This is a genomic window from Kitasatospora sp. NPDC087861, assembly GCF_044742585.1.
GTDB lineage: Bacteria > Actinomycetota > Actinomycetes > Streptomycetales > Streptomycetaceae > Kitasatospora.
In genome coordinates, this window is record NZ_JBIUUS010000004.1 from 328,215 (window position 1) to 344,378 (window position 16,164).

The 16,164-nt window shown below is 72.4% G+C and carries 13 protein-coding genes; 7 read left to right on the top strand and 6 right to left on the bottom strand.

Features of this window, described 5'->3' with window-relative positions:
• Nucleotides 1-37 precede the first annotated feature (37 nt).
• The 3 genes from ACIOJE_RS08840 to hrcA form a co-directional block, all read right to left on the bottom strand.
• Nucleotides 38-787, bottom strand: a complete 750-nt coding sequence (locus tag ACIOJE_RS08840; protein ID WP_400774472.1) for a 16S rRNA (uracil(1498)-N(3))-methyltransferase — start codon at nucleotides 785-787, stop codon at nucleotides 38-40.
• A gap of 81 nt (nucleotides 788-868) precedes the next feature.
• Entirely contained in the window at nucleotides 869-2,008 is a 1,140-nt protein-coding gene (dnaJ, locus tag ACIOJE_RS08845) for a molecular chaperone DnaJ (protein WP_280677013.1), read from the bottom strand.
• Between the two features lie 77 nt (nucleotides 2,009-2,085).
• Nucleotides 2,086-3,120 (bottom strand): heat-inducible transcriptional repressor HrcA, encoded by a 1,035-nt coding sequence (gene hrcA / locus ACIOJE_RS08850; protein ID WP_280677015.1) that lies wholly within the window; start codon nucleotides 3,118-3,120, stop codon nucleotides 2,086-2,088.
• 261 nt (nucleotides 3,121-3,381) lie between these two features.
• Between hrcA and htpX the strand changes: the two genes are divergently transcribed.
• The 3 genes from htpX to ACIOJE_RS08865 are packed head-to-tail and all read left to right on the top strand — an operon-like array spanning nucleotide 3,382 to nucleotide 5,816.
• Nucleotides 3,382-4,302: a zinc metalloprotease HtpX gene (gene htpX, locus ACIOJE_RS08855; RefSeq protein ID WP_280677017.1), complete on the top strand. Its 921-nt coding sequence runs from the start codon at nucleotides 3,382-3,384 to the stop codon at nucleotides 4,300-4,302.
• Between the two features lie 55 nt (nucleotides 4,303-4,357).
• Nucleotides 4,358-4,942 (top strand): hypothetical protein, encoded by a 585-nt coding sequence (locus tag ACIOJE_RS08860; protein WP_280677019.1) that lies wholly within the window; start codon nucleotides 4,358-4,360, stop codon nucleotides 4,940-4,942.
• Nucleotides 4,943-4,988: 46 nt separating this feature from the next.
• Nucleotides 4,989-5,816 (top strand): DUF3097 domain-containing protein, encoded by an 828-nt coding sequence (locus ACIOJE_RS08865; protein ID WP_280677021.1) that lies wholly within the window; start codon nucleotides 4,989-4,991, stop codon nucleotides 5,814-5,816.
• A gap of 6 nt (nucleotides 5,817-5,822) precedes the next feature.
• Here the strand turns inward: ACIOJE_RS08865 and ACIOJE_RS08870 are convergent, their stop codons facing one another.
• The 3 genes from ACIOJE_RS08870 to ACIOJE_RS08880 are packed head-to-tail and all read right to left on the bottom strand — an operon-like array spanning nucleotide 5,823 to nucleotide 9,710.
• Entirely contained in the window at nucleotides 5,823-6,380 is a 558-nt protein-coding gene (locus ACIOJE_RS08870) for a Uma2 family endonuclease (protein ID WP_280677022.1), read from the bottom strand.
• Nucleotides 6,381-6,421: 41 nt separating this feature from the next.
• Nucleotides 6,422-7,651 carry a radical SAM family heme chaperone HemW gene (hemW, locus tag ACIOJE_RS08875; RefSeq protein WP_400774477.1) on the bottom strand — a complete coding sequence of 410 codons (1,230 nt, stop codon included), beginning with the start codon at nucleotides 7,649-7,651 and terminating at the stop codon, nucleotides 6,422-6,424.
• A 58-nt stretch (nucleotides 7,652-7,709) separates the two neighbouring features.
• Complete coding sequence (locus ACIOJE_RS08880) at nucleotides 7,710-9,710, bottom strand: AMP-dependent synthetase/ligase (protein ID WP_400774479.1); 2,001 nt, start codon at nucleotides 9,708-9,710, stop codon at nucleotides 7,710-7,712.
• A 358-nt stretch (nucleotides 9,711-10,068) separates the two neighbouring features.
• Between ACIOJE_RS08880 and ACIOJE_RS08885 the strand changes: the two genes are divergently transcribed.
• The 4 genes from ACIOJE_RS08885 (at nucleotide 10,069) to ACIOJE_RS08900 (ending at nucleotide 16,137) form a co-directional block, all read left to right on the top strand.
• On the top strand, nucleotides 10,069-11,802 hold the full coding sequence (locus tag ACIOJE_RS08885; RefSeq protein WP_280677028.1) for an ABC transporter ATP-binding protein: 1,734 nt from the start codon (nucleotides 10,069-10,071) through the stop codon (nucleotides 11,800-11,802).
• 113 nt (nucleotides 11,803-11,915) lie between these two features.
• Nucleotides 11,916-13,814, top strand: coding sequence for an ABC transporter ATP-binding protein (locus ACIOJE_RS08890; protein ID WP_280677234.1), 1,899 nt, complete (start codon nucleotides 11,916-11,918; stop codon nucleotides 13,812-13,814).
• A gap of 131 nt (nucleotides 13,815-13,945) precedes the next feature.
• Complete coding sequence (sigJ, locus tag ACIOJE_RS08895) at nucleotides 13,946-14,908, top strand: RNA polymerase sigma factor SigJ (RefSeq protein ID WP_400774482.1); 963 nt, start codon at nucleotides 13,946-13,948, stop codon at nucleotides 14,906-14,908.
• Nucleotides 14,909-15,030: 122 nt separating this feature from the next.
• On the top strand, nucleotides 15,031-16,137 hold the full coding sequence (locus ACIOJE_RS08900; RefSeq protein ID WP_400774484.1) for an NAD(P)/FAD-dependent oxidoreductase: 1,107 nt from the start codon (nucleotides 15,031-15,033) through the stop codon (nucleotides 16,135-16,137).
• Nucleotides 16,138-16,164: the final 27 nt, after the last annotated feature.

A 16,164-nucleotide genomic window follows, 5' to 3' on the forward strand; every position in this document is an offset into this window, starting at 1 on the left:
GCCGATTTTCGCGGACTCCCGCCCCGACCGGAGCCCGCTACGACCAGCGGCCGGTACGGCCCAGCAGCAGCGCGCCGGCGGCCACCCCGGCGGTGGAGGTGCGCAGCACCGACGGGCCCAGCCGGTACGGCTTCGCGCCCGCCTCGGCGAAGGCGGCCAGCTCCTCCGGGGAGACACCGCCCTCCGGGCCGACCACCAGCACCACGTCCCCGCCCTCGGGCAGCGCGGCCAGCGCCAGCGGCTCGGCGCCCTCCTCGTGCAGCACGGCGGCGAACGCCGCCCCCGCCAGGACCGGCGCCAGCTGCCGGGTGGTCACCGGCTCGCGCACCTCGGGGAAGCGCAGCCGGCGGGACTGCTTGCCGGCCTCCCGGGCGGTGGCCCGCCACTTGGCGAGCGCCTTGGCGCCCCGGTCGCCCTTCCACTGCGTGATGCAGCGCGAGGCGGCCCACGGGATCACCACGTCCACGCCGACCTCGGTCATGGTCTCCACCGCGAGCTCGCCGCGGTCGCCCTTGGGCAGCGCCTGGACGACGACGATCCGCGGCGCCGGCTCGGGCTCCCGGCGCACGGACGCCACCGTGACGTCGACCGCGTCCTTGCCGAGCACCTCGGCGACCGTCCCGTCCACCCCGAGGCCCAGCCCGTCGGCCAGGGTCACCGCCTCGCCCGCCGTCAGCCGCTTCACCGCGGCCGCGTGCCGCCCCTCCGGCCCGTCGAGGCGCACCACGGAGCCGGGTGCGGCGGCGGCGATCCGCTCGGTCTCGACGACGAAGACGGGGGCGGTCATGCGGGGAACCTCCGGTGGTGGGGGCGGATCGGGAACGCGAAAGGGGTGCCGGGCAGAGCCCCGGCACCCCCACGCGGACGGCTACCGGCCGTTGAACGCGTCCTTCAGACGCGAGAACAGGCCCTGCTGGCCCGGCGCGAACTGGCCGGACGGCCGCTCCTCGCCGCGCAGCACCGCGAGCCGGCGCAGCAGCTCCTCCTGCTCGGCGTCGAGCTTGCCGGGCGTCTGCACCTCGACATGCACTATCAGGTCGCCCCGGCCGCCCCCGCGCAGGTGGGTGATGCCCCGGCCGTGCAGCGGGATCGACTGGCCGGACTGGGTGCCGGGCCGGATGTCGACCTCCTCCAGCCCGTCCAGGGTCTGCAGCGGCACCTGGGTGCCGAGGGCCGCGGCCGTCATCGGGATGGTGACGGTGCAGTGCAGGTCGTCCCCGCGGCGCTGGAAGGTCGGGTGGGTGGTCTCGGCGATCTCGACGTACAGATCGCCGGCCGGGCCGCCGCCGGGGCCGACCTCGCCCTCGCCGGCCAGCTGGATCCGGGTGCCGTTGTCGACACCGGCCGGGATCTTGACGGTCAGGGTGCGGCGGGCGCGGACCCGGCCGTCGCCGGCGCACTCCGGGCACGGGGTCGGCACGACGGTGCCGAAGCCCTGGCACTGCGGGCAGGGGCGGGAGGTCATGACCTGGCCCAGGAAGGACCGGGTGACCTGGGAGACCTCGCCCTTGCCGCGGCACATGTCACAGGTCTGCGCGGAGGTGCCGGGGGCCGCGCCCTCGCCGCTGCAGGTGGTGCAGGTGACGGCCGTGTCGACCTGGAGTTCCTTGGTGGTGCCGAAGGCGGCCTCCTCCAGGGTGATCTCCAGCCGGATCATGGCGTCCTGGCCGCGGCGGGTGCGCGAGCGTGGGCCGCGCTGGCCGGCCGCGGCGCCGAAGAAGGCGTCCATGATGTCGGAGAACCCGAAGCCCGCCGCGCCCGCGCCGAAGCCGCCCGCGCCCCCGCCGCCCGGCGAGAGCGGGTCACCGCCGAGGTCGTAGACCTGCCGCTTCTGCGGATCGGAGAGCACCTCGTAGGCGGCGTTGATCTCCTTGAACCGCTCCTGCGTCTTCGGGTCCGGGTTGACGTCCGGGTGCAGTTCGCGTGCCAGGCGCCGGAACGCCTTCTTGATCTCGTCCTGCCCCGCATCCCGTCGGACGCCGAGTACCGCGTAGTAGTCCGTGGCCACCAAATGCTCCGCTTGTTCCGCCTGTAGTAGTGCTGCGACTGGGATGTCGCCGTCAGATGACCGACAGCGACTGTTTGCTACGACTCGGCCAGGATCTGACCCACGTACCGTGCCACCGCTCGCACCGCCCCCATTGTGCCCGGATAGTCCATCCGGGTCGGACCGATCACACCCAGTTTGGCCACGCTCTCGTCGCCCGAACCGTAGCCGACCGAGACCACCGAGGTGGAATTCAGCCCCTCGTAGGCGATCTCCCGCCCGATCCGGACCGTCATCGCGGCGTCCGCGGTCTCACCCAGGAGGCGGAGCAGGACGACCTGCTCCTCCAGTGCCTCCAGCACCGGCTGGATGGTGAGCGGGAAGTCGTGCCCGAAGCGGGTCAGGTTGGCCGTGCCGGCCAGCATGATCCGCTCCTCGTTCTGTTCGGCGAGCGCCTCGAACAGCGTCGCCAGGACGGTGCTGACGGTCGGCCGGTCCGGCTGCTCGAAACCCGCCGGGAGCTCCTCCAGGAAGCCCGGCACGTCCGGCAGCCGCTGGCCGACGGCCCGCGCGTTGATCCGGGCCCGCAGGTCCGCCAGGACCGTCTCGCCGACCGGGCCCGGGCAGTCCACCATCCGCTGCTCGACCCGGCCGGTGTTGGTGATCAGGACCAGCATCACCTTGGTCGGGGCCAGCGCGACCAGCTCGATGTGCCGGACGGTGGAGCGCGACAGCGAGGGGTACTGCACCACCGCGACCTGCCGGGTGAGCTGGGCGAGCAGCCGCACCGTCCGGGCGACCACGTCGTCCAGGTCGACGGCGCCGTCCAGGAAGTGCCGGATCGCCCGGCGCTCGGGGGCGCTCATCGGCTTGACCTCGGCAAGCTTGTCGACGAACAGGCGGTACCCCTTGTCGGTGGGGATGCGCCCGGCGCTGGTGTGCGGCTGGTGGATGTAGCCCTCCTCCTCCAGCGCCGCCATGTCGTTGCGGACGGTGGCCGGGGAGACCCCGAGGTTGTGCCGCTCCACCAGGGCCTTGGAGCCGACCGGCTCCTCGGTCCCCACGTAGTCCTGGACGATCGCGCGGAGCACGGCCAGCTTGCGGTCGTCGAGCTGGCGAACCTCACCGGCCATGGGGCACACACCTCCGTCTTCGCGCGTTGTCCGTTTGTGTCGCACATGCTGCTGCCCGTTCCGGGACACCCGGTTCCGGGACCCGCCTTGGCACTCGTCATACCCGAGTGCCAAAACCGTACCTGCCAGTGTAAGGCCCGGGCCCAACGGCAGGAACGGCCCGGCCGGAGTGATCCTGCCCGCAGTTCCCGGCGCGGGGGTGGTGCCGCGGGGCCGTCCGGGTGGCAGCATCGAAAGCGACGGCGAATGGAGGAGCAAGCAATGTCGAGCTCGGGCCAGCACACCCGTTTCGCGCCCGACCGCGGCCTGACCGGCCGCATGGTCGTGACGATGTTCGTGATCGGGCTGCTGTACGTCGGCTTCACCGGCCTGCTGATCGTGCTGCTGCGCGGCGCCTGGCCACTGATCGTCCTGATCTCCGGCGGGCTGTTCGTGGCCCAGTTCTGGTTCAGCGACAAGATCACCGAACGGGCGATGGGCGCCCACCAGGTGACCCCTGAGCAGTACCCGCAACTGCACGGCACCGTCGACCGGCTCTGCGCGCTGGCGGACATGCCCAAACCCCGGGTGGCGGTCGCCGACAACGACATGCCGAACGCCTTCGCCACCGGCCGCAACCCGCAGAACGCCGTGGTGTGCGTCACCACCGGCCTGCTGCGCCGGCTGGAACCCGAGGAGCTGGAGGGCGTCCTCGCCCACGAGCTGTCCCACGTCGCCCACCGGGACGTCGCGGTGATGACCATCGCCGGCTTCCTCGGCGTCCTCGCCGGGGCCATGACCCGGATCGCCATGTACGGCGGGTTCATGGGCGGCGGCCGCAACAACAACGACCAGAACGCGGCGATCGCCGCCCTGGTCATCCCGCTGGTGTCGATGGTCGTCTACGCCATCAGCTTCCTGCTCACCCGGCTGCTCTCCCGCTACCGGGAACTCGCCGCCGACCGCTCCGCCGCCCAGCTCACCGGCCGCCCCAGCGCCCTCGCCTCCGCGCTCACCAAGGTCACCGGGCAGATCGCCGCCATCCCCAGCAAGGACCTGCGCCAGGCGCAGCCCTACAACGCCTTCTACTTCGCCCCCGCGCTGAGCGCCCGGGAGACCGCCGCCCAGTTGTTCTCCACCCACCCGACGCTGGAGAAGCGGCTGGAGCAGCTGGCGAAGATCTCCGAGCAGCTCGGCCGCTGACTCCCCCCTCCGCCGCTCCGCCCGACTCCGCCCGCACCCTCCTGAAAGGACCGCCGTGGGAATCCTGGACGCCCTGTTCGGGCGCACCAAGCCCGTCAAGCCCGACCTCGACCAGCTGTTCGGCGTACCGTCCGCCGCCCTCACCCTGGAGGCCGGGGCCGGGTTCACCCCCACCGGCCTCGGCTCGGTCTGCTTCGCCGCCGTCGAGGGCGCGGCCTTCGGGCAGGTCGAGCAGCAGGTGCGGGCGCTGCTGGACGCCGACACCGAGCGCGGCGGCGTCCCGGTGGAGGCCTCCAAGGACGGCTACGGCTACTCCTGGCTGCTCGCCCGGCACACCCCCGAGGAGCTGCCGGAGCTGGTGAACGACCTGCACGCGGTCAACAGCGAGCTGGAGGCGAACGGCTTCGGACCCCAGCTGCTCTGCTCGCTGGTCGCCTTCCGCAACGGGCAGGGGCAGTCGCTGGCGCTGGTCTACCTCTACAAGCGCGGCACCTTCTACCCCTTCGCCCCGATGCCCGGCGGCGGGGAGCGGCGCAACAGCCCGCTGGAGTTGCAGGTCAACGCGCTGCTGGGGAACGACCTGCGGCTGGAGAAGGACCTCAGCCGCTGGTTCCCGGTCTGGGGCGCGCCGGGCCTGTGACGGGCCGTCCGATCCTCGGGCGCTGCCGCTGCCTATAGTCACCTGCATGCACAGCCGCCAGTACGGACCCGACCTGACCCCGCCGTGGAAGAGGCAGCAGCCCGCCCCGGAGGTGCCCGCCGAGCGGGACCTGGTGGTGGAGGAGGCGGCGACCGGCTTCTGCGGCGCGGTGGTGCGGTGCGAGCGGACCGCCGAGGGGTTCACCGTCACCCTGGAGGACCGTTTCGGCAAGCACCGGGTGTTCCCGCTGGTGCCGCGCGGCTTCCTGCTGGAGGGCCGGGTGGTCACCCTGGTGCGCCCGACCGGCCCGGCCCCCTCGCGGGCGCCTGGCCGCACCGCCTCCGGCTCGATCGCCGTCCCCGGCGCCCGGGCCCGGGTCGCCCGCGAGTCGCGGATCTACGTCGAGGGCCGGCACGACGCCGAGCTGGTCGAACGGGTCTGGGGCGACGACCTGCGGATCGAGGGCGTGGTCGTCGAGTACCTGGAGGGCGTGGACGACCTGCCCGCGATCGTCGCCGACTTCGCCCCCGGCCCGGGCCGCCGCCTCGGCGTCCTGGTCGACCACCTGCTCCCCGGCACCAAGGAGCACCGCATCGCCGCCCAGGTCACCGGCGACGCCGTCCTGGTCGTCGGCCACCCCTACATCGACATCTGGCAGGCCGTGAAGCCCTCCTCCGTCGGCATCCCCGCCTGGCCCGCCGTCCCCCGCGGCGAGGAGTGGAAGGAGGGCGTCTGCCGCCGCCTCGGCTGGCCGGTGAACACCCCCGCCGCCTGGAAGCGGATCCTCTCCAAGGTCGACACCTACAAGGACCTGGAGCCGGAGCTCCTGGGCCGCGTCGAGGAGTTGATCGACTTCGTGACGCTCCCGGGGTGAGGTAGGTCAGACGTACTGCTGAAAGTCCGTGGTGTCCAGATCGACATCGAGCAGGCCGACGGGGACGGGCTCGCCGAACTTACTGGTCCGCTCGGACATGTACCTCGGGAGCCCGGACCCGGGATCCTTGCCCAACTCGGTCAGCAGCACGCAGACTCCCTTGATCGGGTCGACGATCAGATACGCGGGGACGGTGCCCTCGGCATAGAGCTCCCGCTTGGTCCGGTAATCACGATCGACACTGGTCTTCGACACCACCTCGACCACCAGGGTGACGGCAGGCGACGGCAGCAGTCGTCCGTGCTCCTCGACCGCCCCGCGTTCGAAGACGACCAGGTCGGGCTGGGGTTCGCTCGCCTGGCCGGGGATCCCCAGGTCCTGGGTCGTGAGGGGACGCCACCGACCGTACGGAAGCTGGTGCTGAATCGCCAGGACGATGAGGTTGTGGACCATGTCAGGCCCGGCCGTCATCACGATTTCCCCCCTGATGAGCTCGGCCTTGACGCCTTCCGGCACCTCCAGGTTCTCGAAGATCCCGGTCATCCGATCATCGATGGCGGTCATCCCACGCTCCCTCCGACGGCTGACACCCACGTCAACGAATGTCAGTCCACCAGGTCACGTACGACCGCGTCGGCCAGCAGCCTGCCCTGGAGGGTGAGGACGGCGCGGCCGGCGGCGTGGGTGTCGGGGTCGAGGAGGCCGTCGGCGAGGTGGCGGGCGGCGGCCTGGCGGCCGGTGTCGGTGAGGAGGGTGAGCGGGATGCCCTCGGCGAGGCGCAGTTCGAGCAGGATGCGCTCGACCCGGCGGTCCTCCTCGGCGAGGACCTCACGGCCCAGGGCCGGGGTGCGGCCTTCGGCGAGGGCCTGGGCGTAGGCGGCGGGGTGCTTGGCGTTCCACCAGCGGACGCCGCCGACGTGGCTGTGCGCGCCGGGGCCGGCGCCCCACCAGTCGGCGCCGGTCCAGTAGAGCTCGTTGTGGCGGCAGCGGCCCTCGGGGGTGGTGGCCCAGTTGGAGACCTCGTACCAGGAGTAACCGGCGGCGCTGAGGGCCTGTTCGGCGATGAGGTAGCGGTCGGCGTGCACGTCGTCGTCGATCATCGGCAGTTCGCCGCGCTTGACCCGGGCGGCGAGCTTGGTGCCGTCCTCGACGATCAGGGAGTAGGCGGAGACGTGGTCGGGCCCGGCGCCGATGGCGGCGTCCAGGGAGGCCCGCCAGTCGTCGTCGGACTCGCCGGGGGTGCCGTAGATGAGGTCCAGGTTGACGTGGTCGAAGCCGGCGGCGCGGGCCTCGGCGACGCAGGCCTCGGGGCGGCCCGGGGTGTGGTGGCGGTCGAGCAGCTGCAGGACGTGCGGGCGGGCGCTCTGCATGCCGAAGGAGACCCGGTTGTAGCCGCCCTCGCGCAGCTCGGCCAGGTAGGCCGGGTCGACGGACTCCGGGTTGGCCTCGGTGGTGACCTCGGCGCCGTCGGCGAGCCCGAACTCCTCGCGCAGTGCGGCGAGCATCTTCACCAGGTCGCGGGCGGGCAGCAGGGTGGGGGTGCCGCCGCCGAGGAAGACGGTCTGCACCGGGAGGTCCACGGGGCCGAGGATCCTGCGGGCCAGCCGGATCTCGGCGACCACGTTGTCCGCGTAGGTCTCCTGGGAGGCGACGGCCCCGGAGGAGCGCAGCTCGGTGGCGGTGTAGGTGTTGAAGTCGCAGTAGCCGCAGCGGCTGGCGCAGTACGGCACGTGCAGGTAGAAGCCGAACGGCCGCTGCCCGAGACCGGTGCGGGCGTGCGCGGGCAGGGAACCGTCGGACGGCACCGGTTCGCCGTCGGGGAGTGCGGAGGGCATGACCCCATTGTCCCGTACGGCTCACCCGAACCGGTGAGCCGTACGGGGGCGGGGCGGCTCAGGCCTCGTTGGCGCCCGCGTACATCGCGGTGACGGCGTCCGCGTAGGTCCGCTCGACCACCGGGCGCTTGATCTTCAGGCTCGGGGTGAGCTCGCCGTGCTCGATGTCGAGATCGCGCGGCAGCAGGTGGAACTTCTTGATCGTCTGCCAGCGCTGCAGGTCGGCGTTGAGCCGCCGGACGAAGCCGTCGATCAGCTGGTGCACCTGCGGGTCGGCGGCCACCTCGGCGTAGGACTTGCCGGCCAGGCCGTGCTCGGCGGCCCACGGCATGATGACCGCCTCGTCCAGGCCGATCAGCGCGGTGCAGAAGTTGCGGCCGTTGCCGATCACCAGGATGTTGCTGACGAACGGGCAGGCCGCCTTGAACCTGCCCTCGACCTCGCTGGGCGCGACGTACTTGCCGCCGGAGGTCTTGAACAGGTCCTTCTTGCGGTCGGTGATCCGCAGGAAGCCGTCGGGGCCGAGCTCGCCGATGTCCTCGGTGTGGAACCAGCCGTCGGCCTCCAGCACCTCGGCGGTCTTCTCCGGCAGGTCGTGGTAGCCGCGCATGACGCCGGGGCCGCGCAGCAGGATCTCGCCGTCCTCGGCGATCCGGACCTCGGTGCCGGGCAGCGCGCGGCCCACCGTGCCGATCCGGACGTCCTCCTCGCGATTGACGCAGGAGCCGGCGCTGGTCTCGCTGAGGCCGTAGCCCTCCAGGATCGGCACGCCGGCGCCGAGGAAGAAGAAGCCGATCTCGGGGGCGAGCGCGGCGCTGCCGGAGACGGCGCCGCGCAGCCGGCCGCCGAAGGCCGCGCGGATCTTGGCGTAGACCAGCTTGTCGGCCACGGTGTGCTGGAGCCGCAGGCCCAGCGGGGCGGTTCCGGTGCCGGTGGCGATCCGGCTCTCCTGGACGGCCCGGGCGTGCTCGCGGGCGACCTTGGCGGCCCAGCGGAAGATCTTGTACTTGGCGCCGCCCTCGGCCCGGGCCCGGCCGGCGATGCCGTTGTAGACCTTCTCGAAGATGCGCGGCGCCGAGGCCATGACGGTCGGCCGGATGGCCGGCAGGTTGTGGATGATCCGGTCGACCCGGCCGTCCACGGCCATCACGTGGCCGGTGGCGATCTGGCCGGAGATCAGCGTCTTGCCGAACACGTGCGACAGCGGCAGCCACATGAACTGGACGTCGTCGGAGCGCAGCAGCCCGCTGGCCTCCTGAGCCCGGCCCTCGTACGCCCAGCAGTCGTGCACCAGGCGCACGCCCTTGGGGCGGCCGGTGGTGCCGGAGGTGTAGATGAGGGTGGCCAGCTGCTCCTTGTCGAGCGCGGCGACCGCCTTCTCGACCGCGTCCGGGTGCTGCTCCAGGTACTCGGCGCCGCGCTGTTCCAGTTCGGCGAGGGTGAGCAGGGCGAGGCCGGCGGTCCCGGGGACCTCGGTCGCGGTCGCGCCGGACTCGGTCGCGCCGGACCCGGTCGCGCCGGTCTCGGGGGCCGCGCTCCCGGGGGCCGTGCTCTCGGGGGCGTCGAAGAGGATGACGGTCCGCAGTTCGGGCAGCTGCTCGATCTGGTCGACGGCCTTGGCGAGCTGGGCGGCGTTCTCCGCGAACAGCGCCCTGGAGCCGGAGTTGGAGAGGATGAAGGCGGTCTCGTCGGTGTTGGTGCTCGGGTAGACGGTCGTGGTGGCGGCGCCCGCGCACATGTTCCCGAGGTCGGCGATGATCCATTCGACGCGGGTGGAGGAGGCCAGCGCGACCCGGTCCTCCGGCTGGATGCCGAGCGCCATCAGGCCGGCGGCCACCGCCTTGACCCGGGCCGCCGTCTGCGCCCAGGTGAGCGAGCGCCACTGCTCGGCGCCGGGGGCGCCGTCCGCGGCGTGCTCGTCGACCGGGGCCGGGTAGCGGTAGGCCTCGGCGTTCGGGGTGGCGGCGACCCGCTCCAGGAACAGGTGGGCGACGGAGGCGGGACGCCCGGCGACGATGTCGGCACTGCCGGAGTCGATCAGGGACTGCGCGGAACTCAACGAGGACCTCCGGGGGCGGGTGGCCGTCTGAGGGATTGTCGCGGCGCCCGTGGGGGGCGGTCGCCGGGCCCCCGGGTAACCCGGACGGTACCGGCGAGTAACAAGGGGGCAATCAGCAGCCTAGGGGGAAATCGGTCATTCCGTAAGAGGGCACGGACCGTCGGCACACCGCCACGGCGCCGGTGCCCGTTCGACGACCCCGCCAGGACCCCGGGTGAACCGCGCAACCGGGCCCACCGGGCGATTCGGCAAAGGGCTGGACAAACCTCCGGTTCACACCCTGGGAATCGTCTGTACGAGTGCACCAAAGAACGAGAATTGGGATGCGAATCCACCCGCCGACGACAAGAGTGTGCAAGTGCTGATCAGACTGCTCCGGGCGTACCTGCGCCCATACTCCCGACCGATCGCCCTGCTCGTGGTGCTCCAACTGGTGTCCACCCTGGCGGCGCTCTACCTGCCGACGCTCAACGCCGACATCATCGACGACGGCGTGGTCAAGGGCGATACCGGCTACATCCTGCGCGTCGGCGGGGTGATGATCGGTGTCACCCTGATCCAGGCGCTGTGCTCGATCGGCGCCGTCTACTACGGCGCCCACACCGCGATGGCCTTCGGCCGGGACCTCCGCGCCGCCGTCTTCGACCGCGTGCAGAGCTTCTCCGCCCGCGAGGTCGGCCAGTTCGGCGCCCCCTCGCTGATCACCCGCACCACCAACGACGTCCAACAGGTCCAGATGCTGGCCCTGATGAGCTTCACGCTCATGGTGGCCGCGCCGATCATGTGCGTCGGCGGCATCATCATGGCGCTCAACCAGGACGTGCCGCTGTCCGGTCTGCTGCTCGCCGTCATCCCGCTGCTCGGCATCGTCGTCCTCCTGCTGGTCCGCTCGCTGCGCCCCAAGTTCCGCAGCATGCAGACCCGGATCGACACGGTGAACCGGATCCTGCGCGAGCAGATCACCGGTATCCGGGTCATCCGCGCCTTCGTCAAGGACGGCCACGAGCAGACCCGCTTCGCCGGCGCCAACGGGGACCTCACCAACGTCGCCCTCCAGGTAGGCCGGCTGATGTCGTTCATGTTCCCGGCCGTGATGCTGGTCGTGAACGTCTCCAGCGTCGCCGTGCTCTGGTTCGGCGCCCACCGGATCGACAGCGGCGCCATGCAGATCGGCGCGCTCACCGCCTTCCTCTCCTACCTGATGCAGATCCTGATGAGCGTCATGATGGCCACCTTCATGTTCATGATGGTGCCGCGCGCCGAGGTCTGCGCCGAGCGCATCGACGAGGTCCTCGGCACCTCCTCCAGCGTCGTCCCGCCCGCCACGCCGATCACCGAGGTGCTGCGCCGCGGCAACCTGGAGCTGCGCGACGTCGACTTCCGCTACCCCGGCGCCGAGGCCTCGGTGCTGCGCGGCATCGACATCACCGCCCGCCCCGGCGAGACCACCGCCGTCATCGGCTCCACCGGCAGCGGCAAGTCCACCCTGCTCGGGCTCGTACCCCGGCTCTTCGACGCCACCTCCGGCCAGGTCCTGCTCGACGGCGTCGACGTGCGCGAACTCGCCCCCGAGGCGATCGCCGAGAGCGTCGGACTCGTCCCGCAGAAGCCGTACCTGTTCTCCGGCACCGTCGCCAGCAACCTCCGCTACGGCCGGCCCGACGCCACCGACGAGGAGCTCTGGCACGCCCTGGAGATCGCCCAGGCCAAGGACTTCGTCGAGAAGCTGCCCGAGGGCCTGGACGCCCCGATCGCCCAGGGCGGCGGCAACGTCTCCGGCGGCCAGCGCCAGCGCCTGGCCATCGCCCGGGCGCTCGTCCGCAAGCCCGACGTCTACCTGTTCGACGACTCCTTCTCGGCGCTCGACTACGCCACCGACGCCAGGCTGCGCAAGGCCCTCTCCCGCGAGACCGCCGACGCCACCGTGCTGATCGTCGCCCAGCGCGTCTCCACGATCCGCGACGCCGACCGGATCATCGTCCTCGACGAGGGCGCGGTCGTCGGCACCGGCACCCACCGCGAACTGATGGCCGACAACCCGACGTACCGGGAGATCGTGCTCTCCCAGCTCACCGAGCAGGAGGCGGCGTGACCACCCCCGGCAAGCCCGACACGGACGACCAGCCCGCGGCCCCCGCCGCCGAACTGCCCACCGACTCCCAGGCCGCCGCCGCCCGCCGCGGCCCCGCCGGACCGGGCCGCTTCATGGGCGGCCAGGGCACCGAGAAGTCCATGGACTTCAAGGGCTCCGGCAAGCGCCTGCTCGGCCTGCTGCGCCCCGAACGCTCCCTGCTCTCGGGCGTGTTGGCCCTCGGCGTGCTCAGCATCGGCTGCGCCGTCACCGGCCCCAAGGTGCTCGGCAACGCCACCGACCTGATCTTCGCCGGCGTAGTCGGCGCCCGCTTCGAGCCCGGCGCCTCCAAGGCGCAGATCGTCGAGGGGCTGCGCGCCCACGGCGAGGGCGGCGTCGCCGACCTGCTCTCCTCGGTGAGCTTCACCCCCGGCCAGGGCATGGACTTCGGCGCCATCGGCACCGTCCTGCTCTGGGTACTGGCCATCTACGTCGCCTCCGCCCTGTTCGGCATCGTCCAGGGCCGGCTGGCCACCGCGGCGATCCAGCGGGCCGGCTACCGGCTGCGCCAGGACGTCGAGGCCAAACTCGCCCGGCTGCCGCTCAGTTACTTCGACAAGCAGCCGCGCGGCGAGGTGCTCAGCCGGGTCACCAACGACATCGACAACATCAGCCAGTCCATGCAGCAGACCCTGGGACAGGTCGTCAACTCGCTGCTCACCGTGGTCGGTGTGCTGGCGATGATGTTCTGGATCTCCCCGCTGCTCGCCGTGATCGCCCTGGTGTCGGTGCCGCTGTCGGTGGTCGTCGCCGCCAAGGTCGGCAAGCGGGCGCAGCCGCAGTTCGTCCAGCAGTGGAAGTCCACCGGCCAACTCAACGCGCACATCGAGGAGATGTACACCGGCCACAGCCTGGTCAAGGTGTTCGGCCGCCACCGCGAGTCCGCCGAGACCTTCCGCGAGCACAACGAGGCGCTGTTCGCCTCCAGCTTCCGGGCGCAGTTCATCTCCGGGATCATCCAGCCCGCGATGATGCTGATCGGCAACCTGCAGTACGTGCTGGTCGCGGTCGTCGGCGGCCTGCGGGTGGCCAGCGGCTCGCTGTCCATCGGCGACGTGCAGGCGTTCATCCAGTACTCGCGGCAGTTCAGCCAGCCGCTCACCCAGGTCGCCAGCATGGCCAACCTGGTGCAGTCCGGGGTCGCCTCCGCCGAGCGCGTCTTCGAGCTGCTGGACGCCCCCGAGCAGAGCCCCGAACCGGCCGTGTCCGAGCGGCCCGACACCATCCACGGCCGGGTCTCCTTCCAGGACGTGTCCTTCCGCTACGACCCCGACAAGCCGCTGATCGAGGACCTCTCGCTCAAGGTCGAGCCCGGCCAGACCGTCGCCATCGTCGGCCCCACCGGCGCCGGCAAGACCACCCTGGTCAACCTGCTGATGCGGTTCTACGAGGTCAGCTCCGGGCGGATCACCCTCGACGGGGTCGACGTCGCCGCGATGTCCCGCGAGGACCTGCGCTCCGGCATCGGCATGGTGCTCCAGGACACCTGGCTGTTCGGCGGCAGCATCGCCGACAACATCGCCTACGGCGCCCAGGGGGCCACCCGCGAGCAGGTGATCGAGGCGGCGAAGGCCGCGCACGTCGACCGCTTCGTGCGCACCCTGCCGGACGGCTACGACACCGTCCTCGACGACGAGGGCACCGGCGTCAGCGCCGGCGAGAAGCAGCTGATCACCATCGCCCGGGCGTTCCTCGCCCAGCCCTCGATCCTCGTCCTGGACGAGGCGACCAGCTCCGTCGACACCCGCACCGAGGTGCTGATCCAGCGGGCCATGGCGCGGCTGCGCACCGGCCGCACCAGCTTCGTGATCGCGCACCGCCTCTCCACCATCCGGGACGCCGACGTGATCCTGGTGATGGAGAACGGCTCGATCGTCGAGCAGGGCTCGCACGACGAGCTGATCGCCGCCGAGGGCGCCTACGCCCGGCTGTACCAGGCGCAGTTCGCGGAGGCCGTGGCCGAGGTGGACTGACCCGCTGCGCGAGGGTGCGCGGGGCCGGGGCGGGAGTCTTCCGCCCCGGCCCCGCGCGTTCCGCACCCCTCTCGCCCGGTACGTCACGCTCCGCTCCTCGGGTCGGTGGCGGCCTTCGCTACCGTAGGCCCGTGACCTCCGCGCCTGCAGCCGACGACGGCCAGGAACCGGACGCCTTCGAGGCGAACCGGCGTTACCTGGGCTCCGTCGCGTACCGGCTGCTCGGATCGTTCACCGACGCCGAGGACGTCCTCCAGGACGCCTGGCTGCGCTGGCAGGGCGCCGACCACGACGCCGTCGCCGACCCGCGCGCCTTCCTCACCACGGTCGTCACCCGGCTCTGCTACGACCAGCTGGGCTCCGCCCGGGCCCGCCGCGAGGCCTACTACGGCGAATGGCTGCCCGAGCCGTCCGTCTCCTACGCGGACGCCGCCGACTCCCCCGCCGAACTGGCCGAACGCGGCGAGTCCGTCTCGCTCGCCCTGCTCACCGTCCTGGAGCAGCTCACCCCGGCCGAGCGGGCCGCCTTCGTGCTGCACGACGTCTTCGCGGTCGGCTTCGACGAGATCGCCGACTCCCTCGACCGCACTCCCGACGCCGCCCGCCAGCTGGCCTCCCGGGCCCGCCGCCGGGTCCGCGACGGCGACGGGCGGCGCGGCGGGCGGTCAACCGGCGGGCGGTCCGGCGGCGGGCGGTCCGGCGCCGTCGCGGACCCGGCCGAGCACCGCCAGGCGGTCGAGGCCTTCGTCGCCGCCAGCACCCGGGGCGACATCCTCGCCCTGATGGAGATCCTCGCCCCGGACGTGGTCTGGCACGCCGACGGCGGCGGCATCGTCCGCGCCGCCGCCCGCCCCGTCCTCGGCGCCTGGAACGTCGCCCGGCTGGTGTCCGGGCTGGTCACGAAGTGGTTCACCCCCGAGTTCGGGCTCTGCTCCGCGCTGGTCAACGGCGAGCCCGGGCTGGTCTGGTACGAGAAGGCCACGGGCACCGTCGGCGGCGTGGTGGCCCTCACCGTCGCCGACGGGCGGATCACCGAGGCCTTCGTGGTGGTCAACCCGGAGAAGCTCGGCCACCTCAGCCCGATGGGGCCGTGAGCCCGATCAGGTTGTGAACACGATCGGGTTGTGACGCAGGTCACCGTCACACTCCGGCCGACCGCGTCGTCCCCCTCCCGAACAGCGCTCCACGAGAGCGCACTCCCGAGGAGGCGGACGAGATGAGCAACAGCACCGACACCGACACCGGCACCGGCACCGGCACCGAGCAGCGGATCGTCGTCCTGGGCGCCGGCTACGCCGGACTCAGCGCGGCCAAGGGCGCCGGACGGCACCGCCCCGTCACCCTGGTCGCACCCGAGGCGCGACTCCTGCACCGCGTCCGCCAGCACGAGACGGCGGCCGGTCACGGGCGCGACTGGCCGGCCATCGGCGAGCTGGCGCGCGGCCGCCGGATCGAGCACCGGCGAGCCAGGGCCGTCGAACTCGACCTGGCCGGGCGCAAGGTCCTGCTCGACGACGGTGCCTCCCTCGGCTACGACACCCTGGTCTACGCCCTCGGCAGCCGCACCGCCTGGCACGACGTCCCCGGCGCCGCCGAGCACGCCTACCCGGCGGAGCGGGCCGCCGAACTGCACCGCCGGCTGCACGAGGCCGACCGCCCCGGCACGCTGGCCGTGGTCGGCGGCGGCGCCACCGGCATCGAGCTGGCCACCGAACTCGCCGAGGCCCACCCCCGGTGGCGGGTCCGGATCGTCGCGGCCGGCCAGGTCGGCGGGTGGTTCTCAGCCCGGGCCCGCACCCACATCCGGCAGGTCATGGACCGGCTCGGCGTCACCGTCCACGAGCACGCCACCGTCGCCGAGGTCACCCCCGCCGGGCTGCGCACCACCGCCGGCCCGATCGACGCCGACGTCACCGCCTGGGCCGCCTCGATGGAGCCGCACCCGCTGGCCGCCGAGGCCGGACTGGCCGTCGACGACCGCGGCCGGGCTCTGGTCGACGCCCTCCTCCGTTCCGTCTCCCACCCGGACGTCCACGTGATCGGCGACGCCGCCGCGGTGACCGTCCCCGGCACCGGCACCCTGCGGATGGGCTGCGCCACCGCCCTGCCGCAGGGCCAGTACCTCGGCAAGCTGCTCGACGGGCGCACCGCGAAGCCGTTCACGTACAGGTACGTCGCGCAGTGCCTGAGCCTCGGCCGGCGGGACGGGCTGCTCCAACTCGTCCACGGGGACGACTCGATGCGGCCCACCGTGCTCACCGGCACGGCGGGACGGCTGGCCAAGGCGGCGATCGTCACCGGGGTGCTCAGCACGCTGAAATAGCCCCGGGCCCCGGGCATGCGGAAGGGC

Excerpts from the sequence above, each read along its gene's own strand:
- ACIOJE_RS08870 (WP_280677022.1), bottom strand. The coding sequence starts at position 6,380 with ATGACCGCCATCGATGATCGGATGACCGGGATCTTCGAGAACCTGGAG.
- htpX (WP_280677017.1), top strand. The coding sequence starts at position 3,382 with ATGTCGAGCTCGGGCCAGCACACCCGTTTCGCGCCCGACCGCGGCCTG.
- ACIOJE_RS08890 (WP_280677234.1), top strand. The coding sequence starts at position 11,916 with ATGGGCGGCCAGGGCACCGAGAAGTCCATGGACTTCAAGGGCTCCGGC.
- ACIOJE_RS08900 (WP_400774484.1), top strand. The coding sequence starts at position 15,031 with ATGAGCAACAGCACCGACACCGACACCGGCACCGGCACCGGCACCGAG.
- hemW (WP_400774477.1), bottom strand. The coding sequence starts at position 7,651 with ATGCCCTCCGCACTCCCCGACGGCGAACCGGTGCCGTCCGACGGTTCC.
- ACIOJE_RS08840 (WP_400774472.1), bottom strand. The coding sequence starts at position 787 with ATGACCGCCCCCGTCTTCGTCGTCGAGACCGAGCGGATCGCCGCCGCC.
- hrcA (WP_280677015.1), bottom strand. The coding sequence starts at position 3,120 with ATGGCCGGTGAGGTTCGCCAGCTCGACGACCGCAAGCTGGCCGTGCTC.
- ACIOJE_RS08865 (WP_280677021.1), top strand. The coding sequence starts at position 4,989 with ATGCACAGCCGCCAGTACGGACCCGACCTGACCCCGCCGTGGAAGAGG.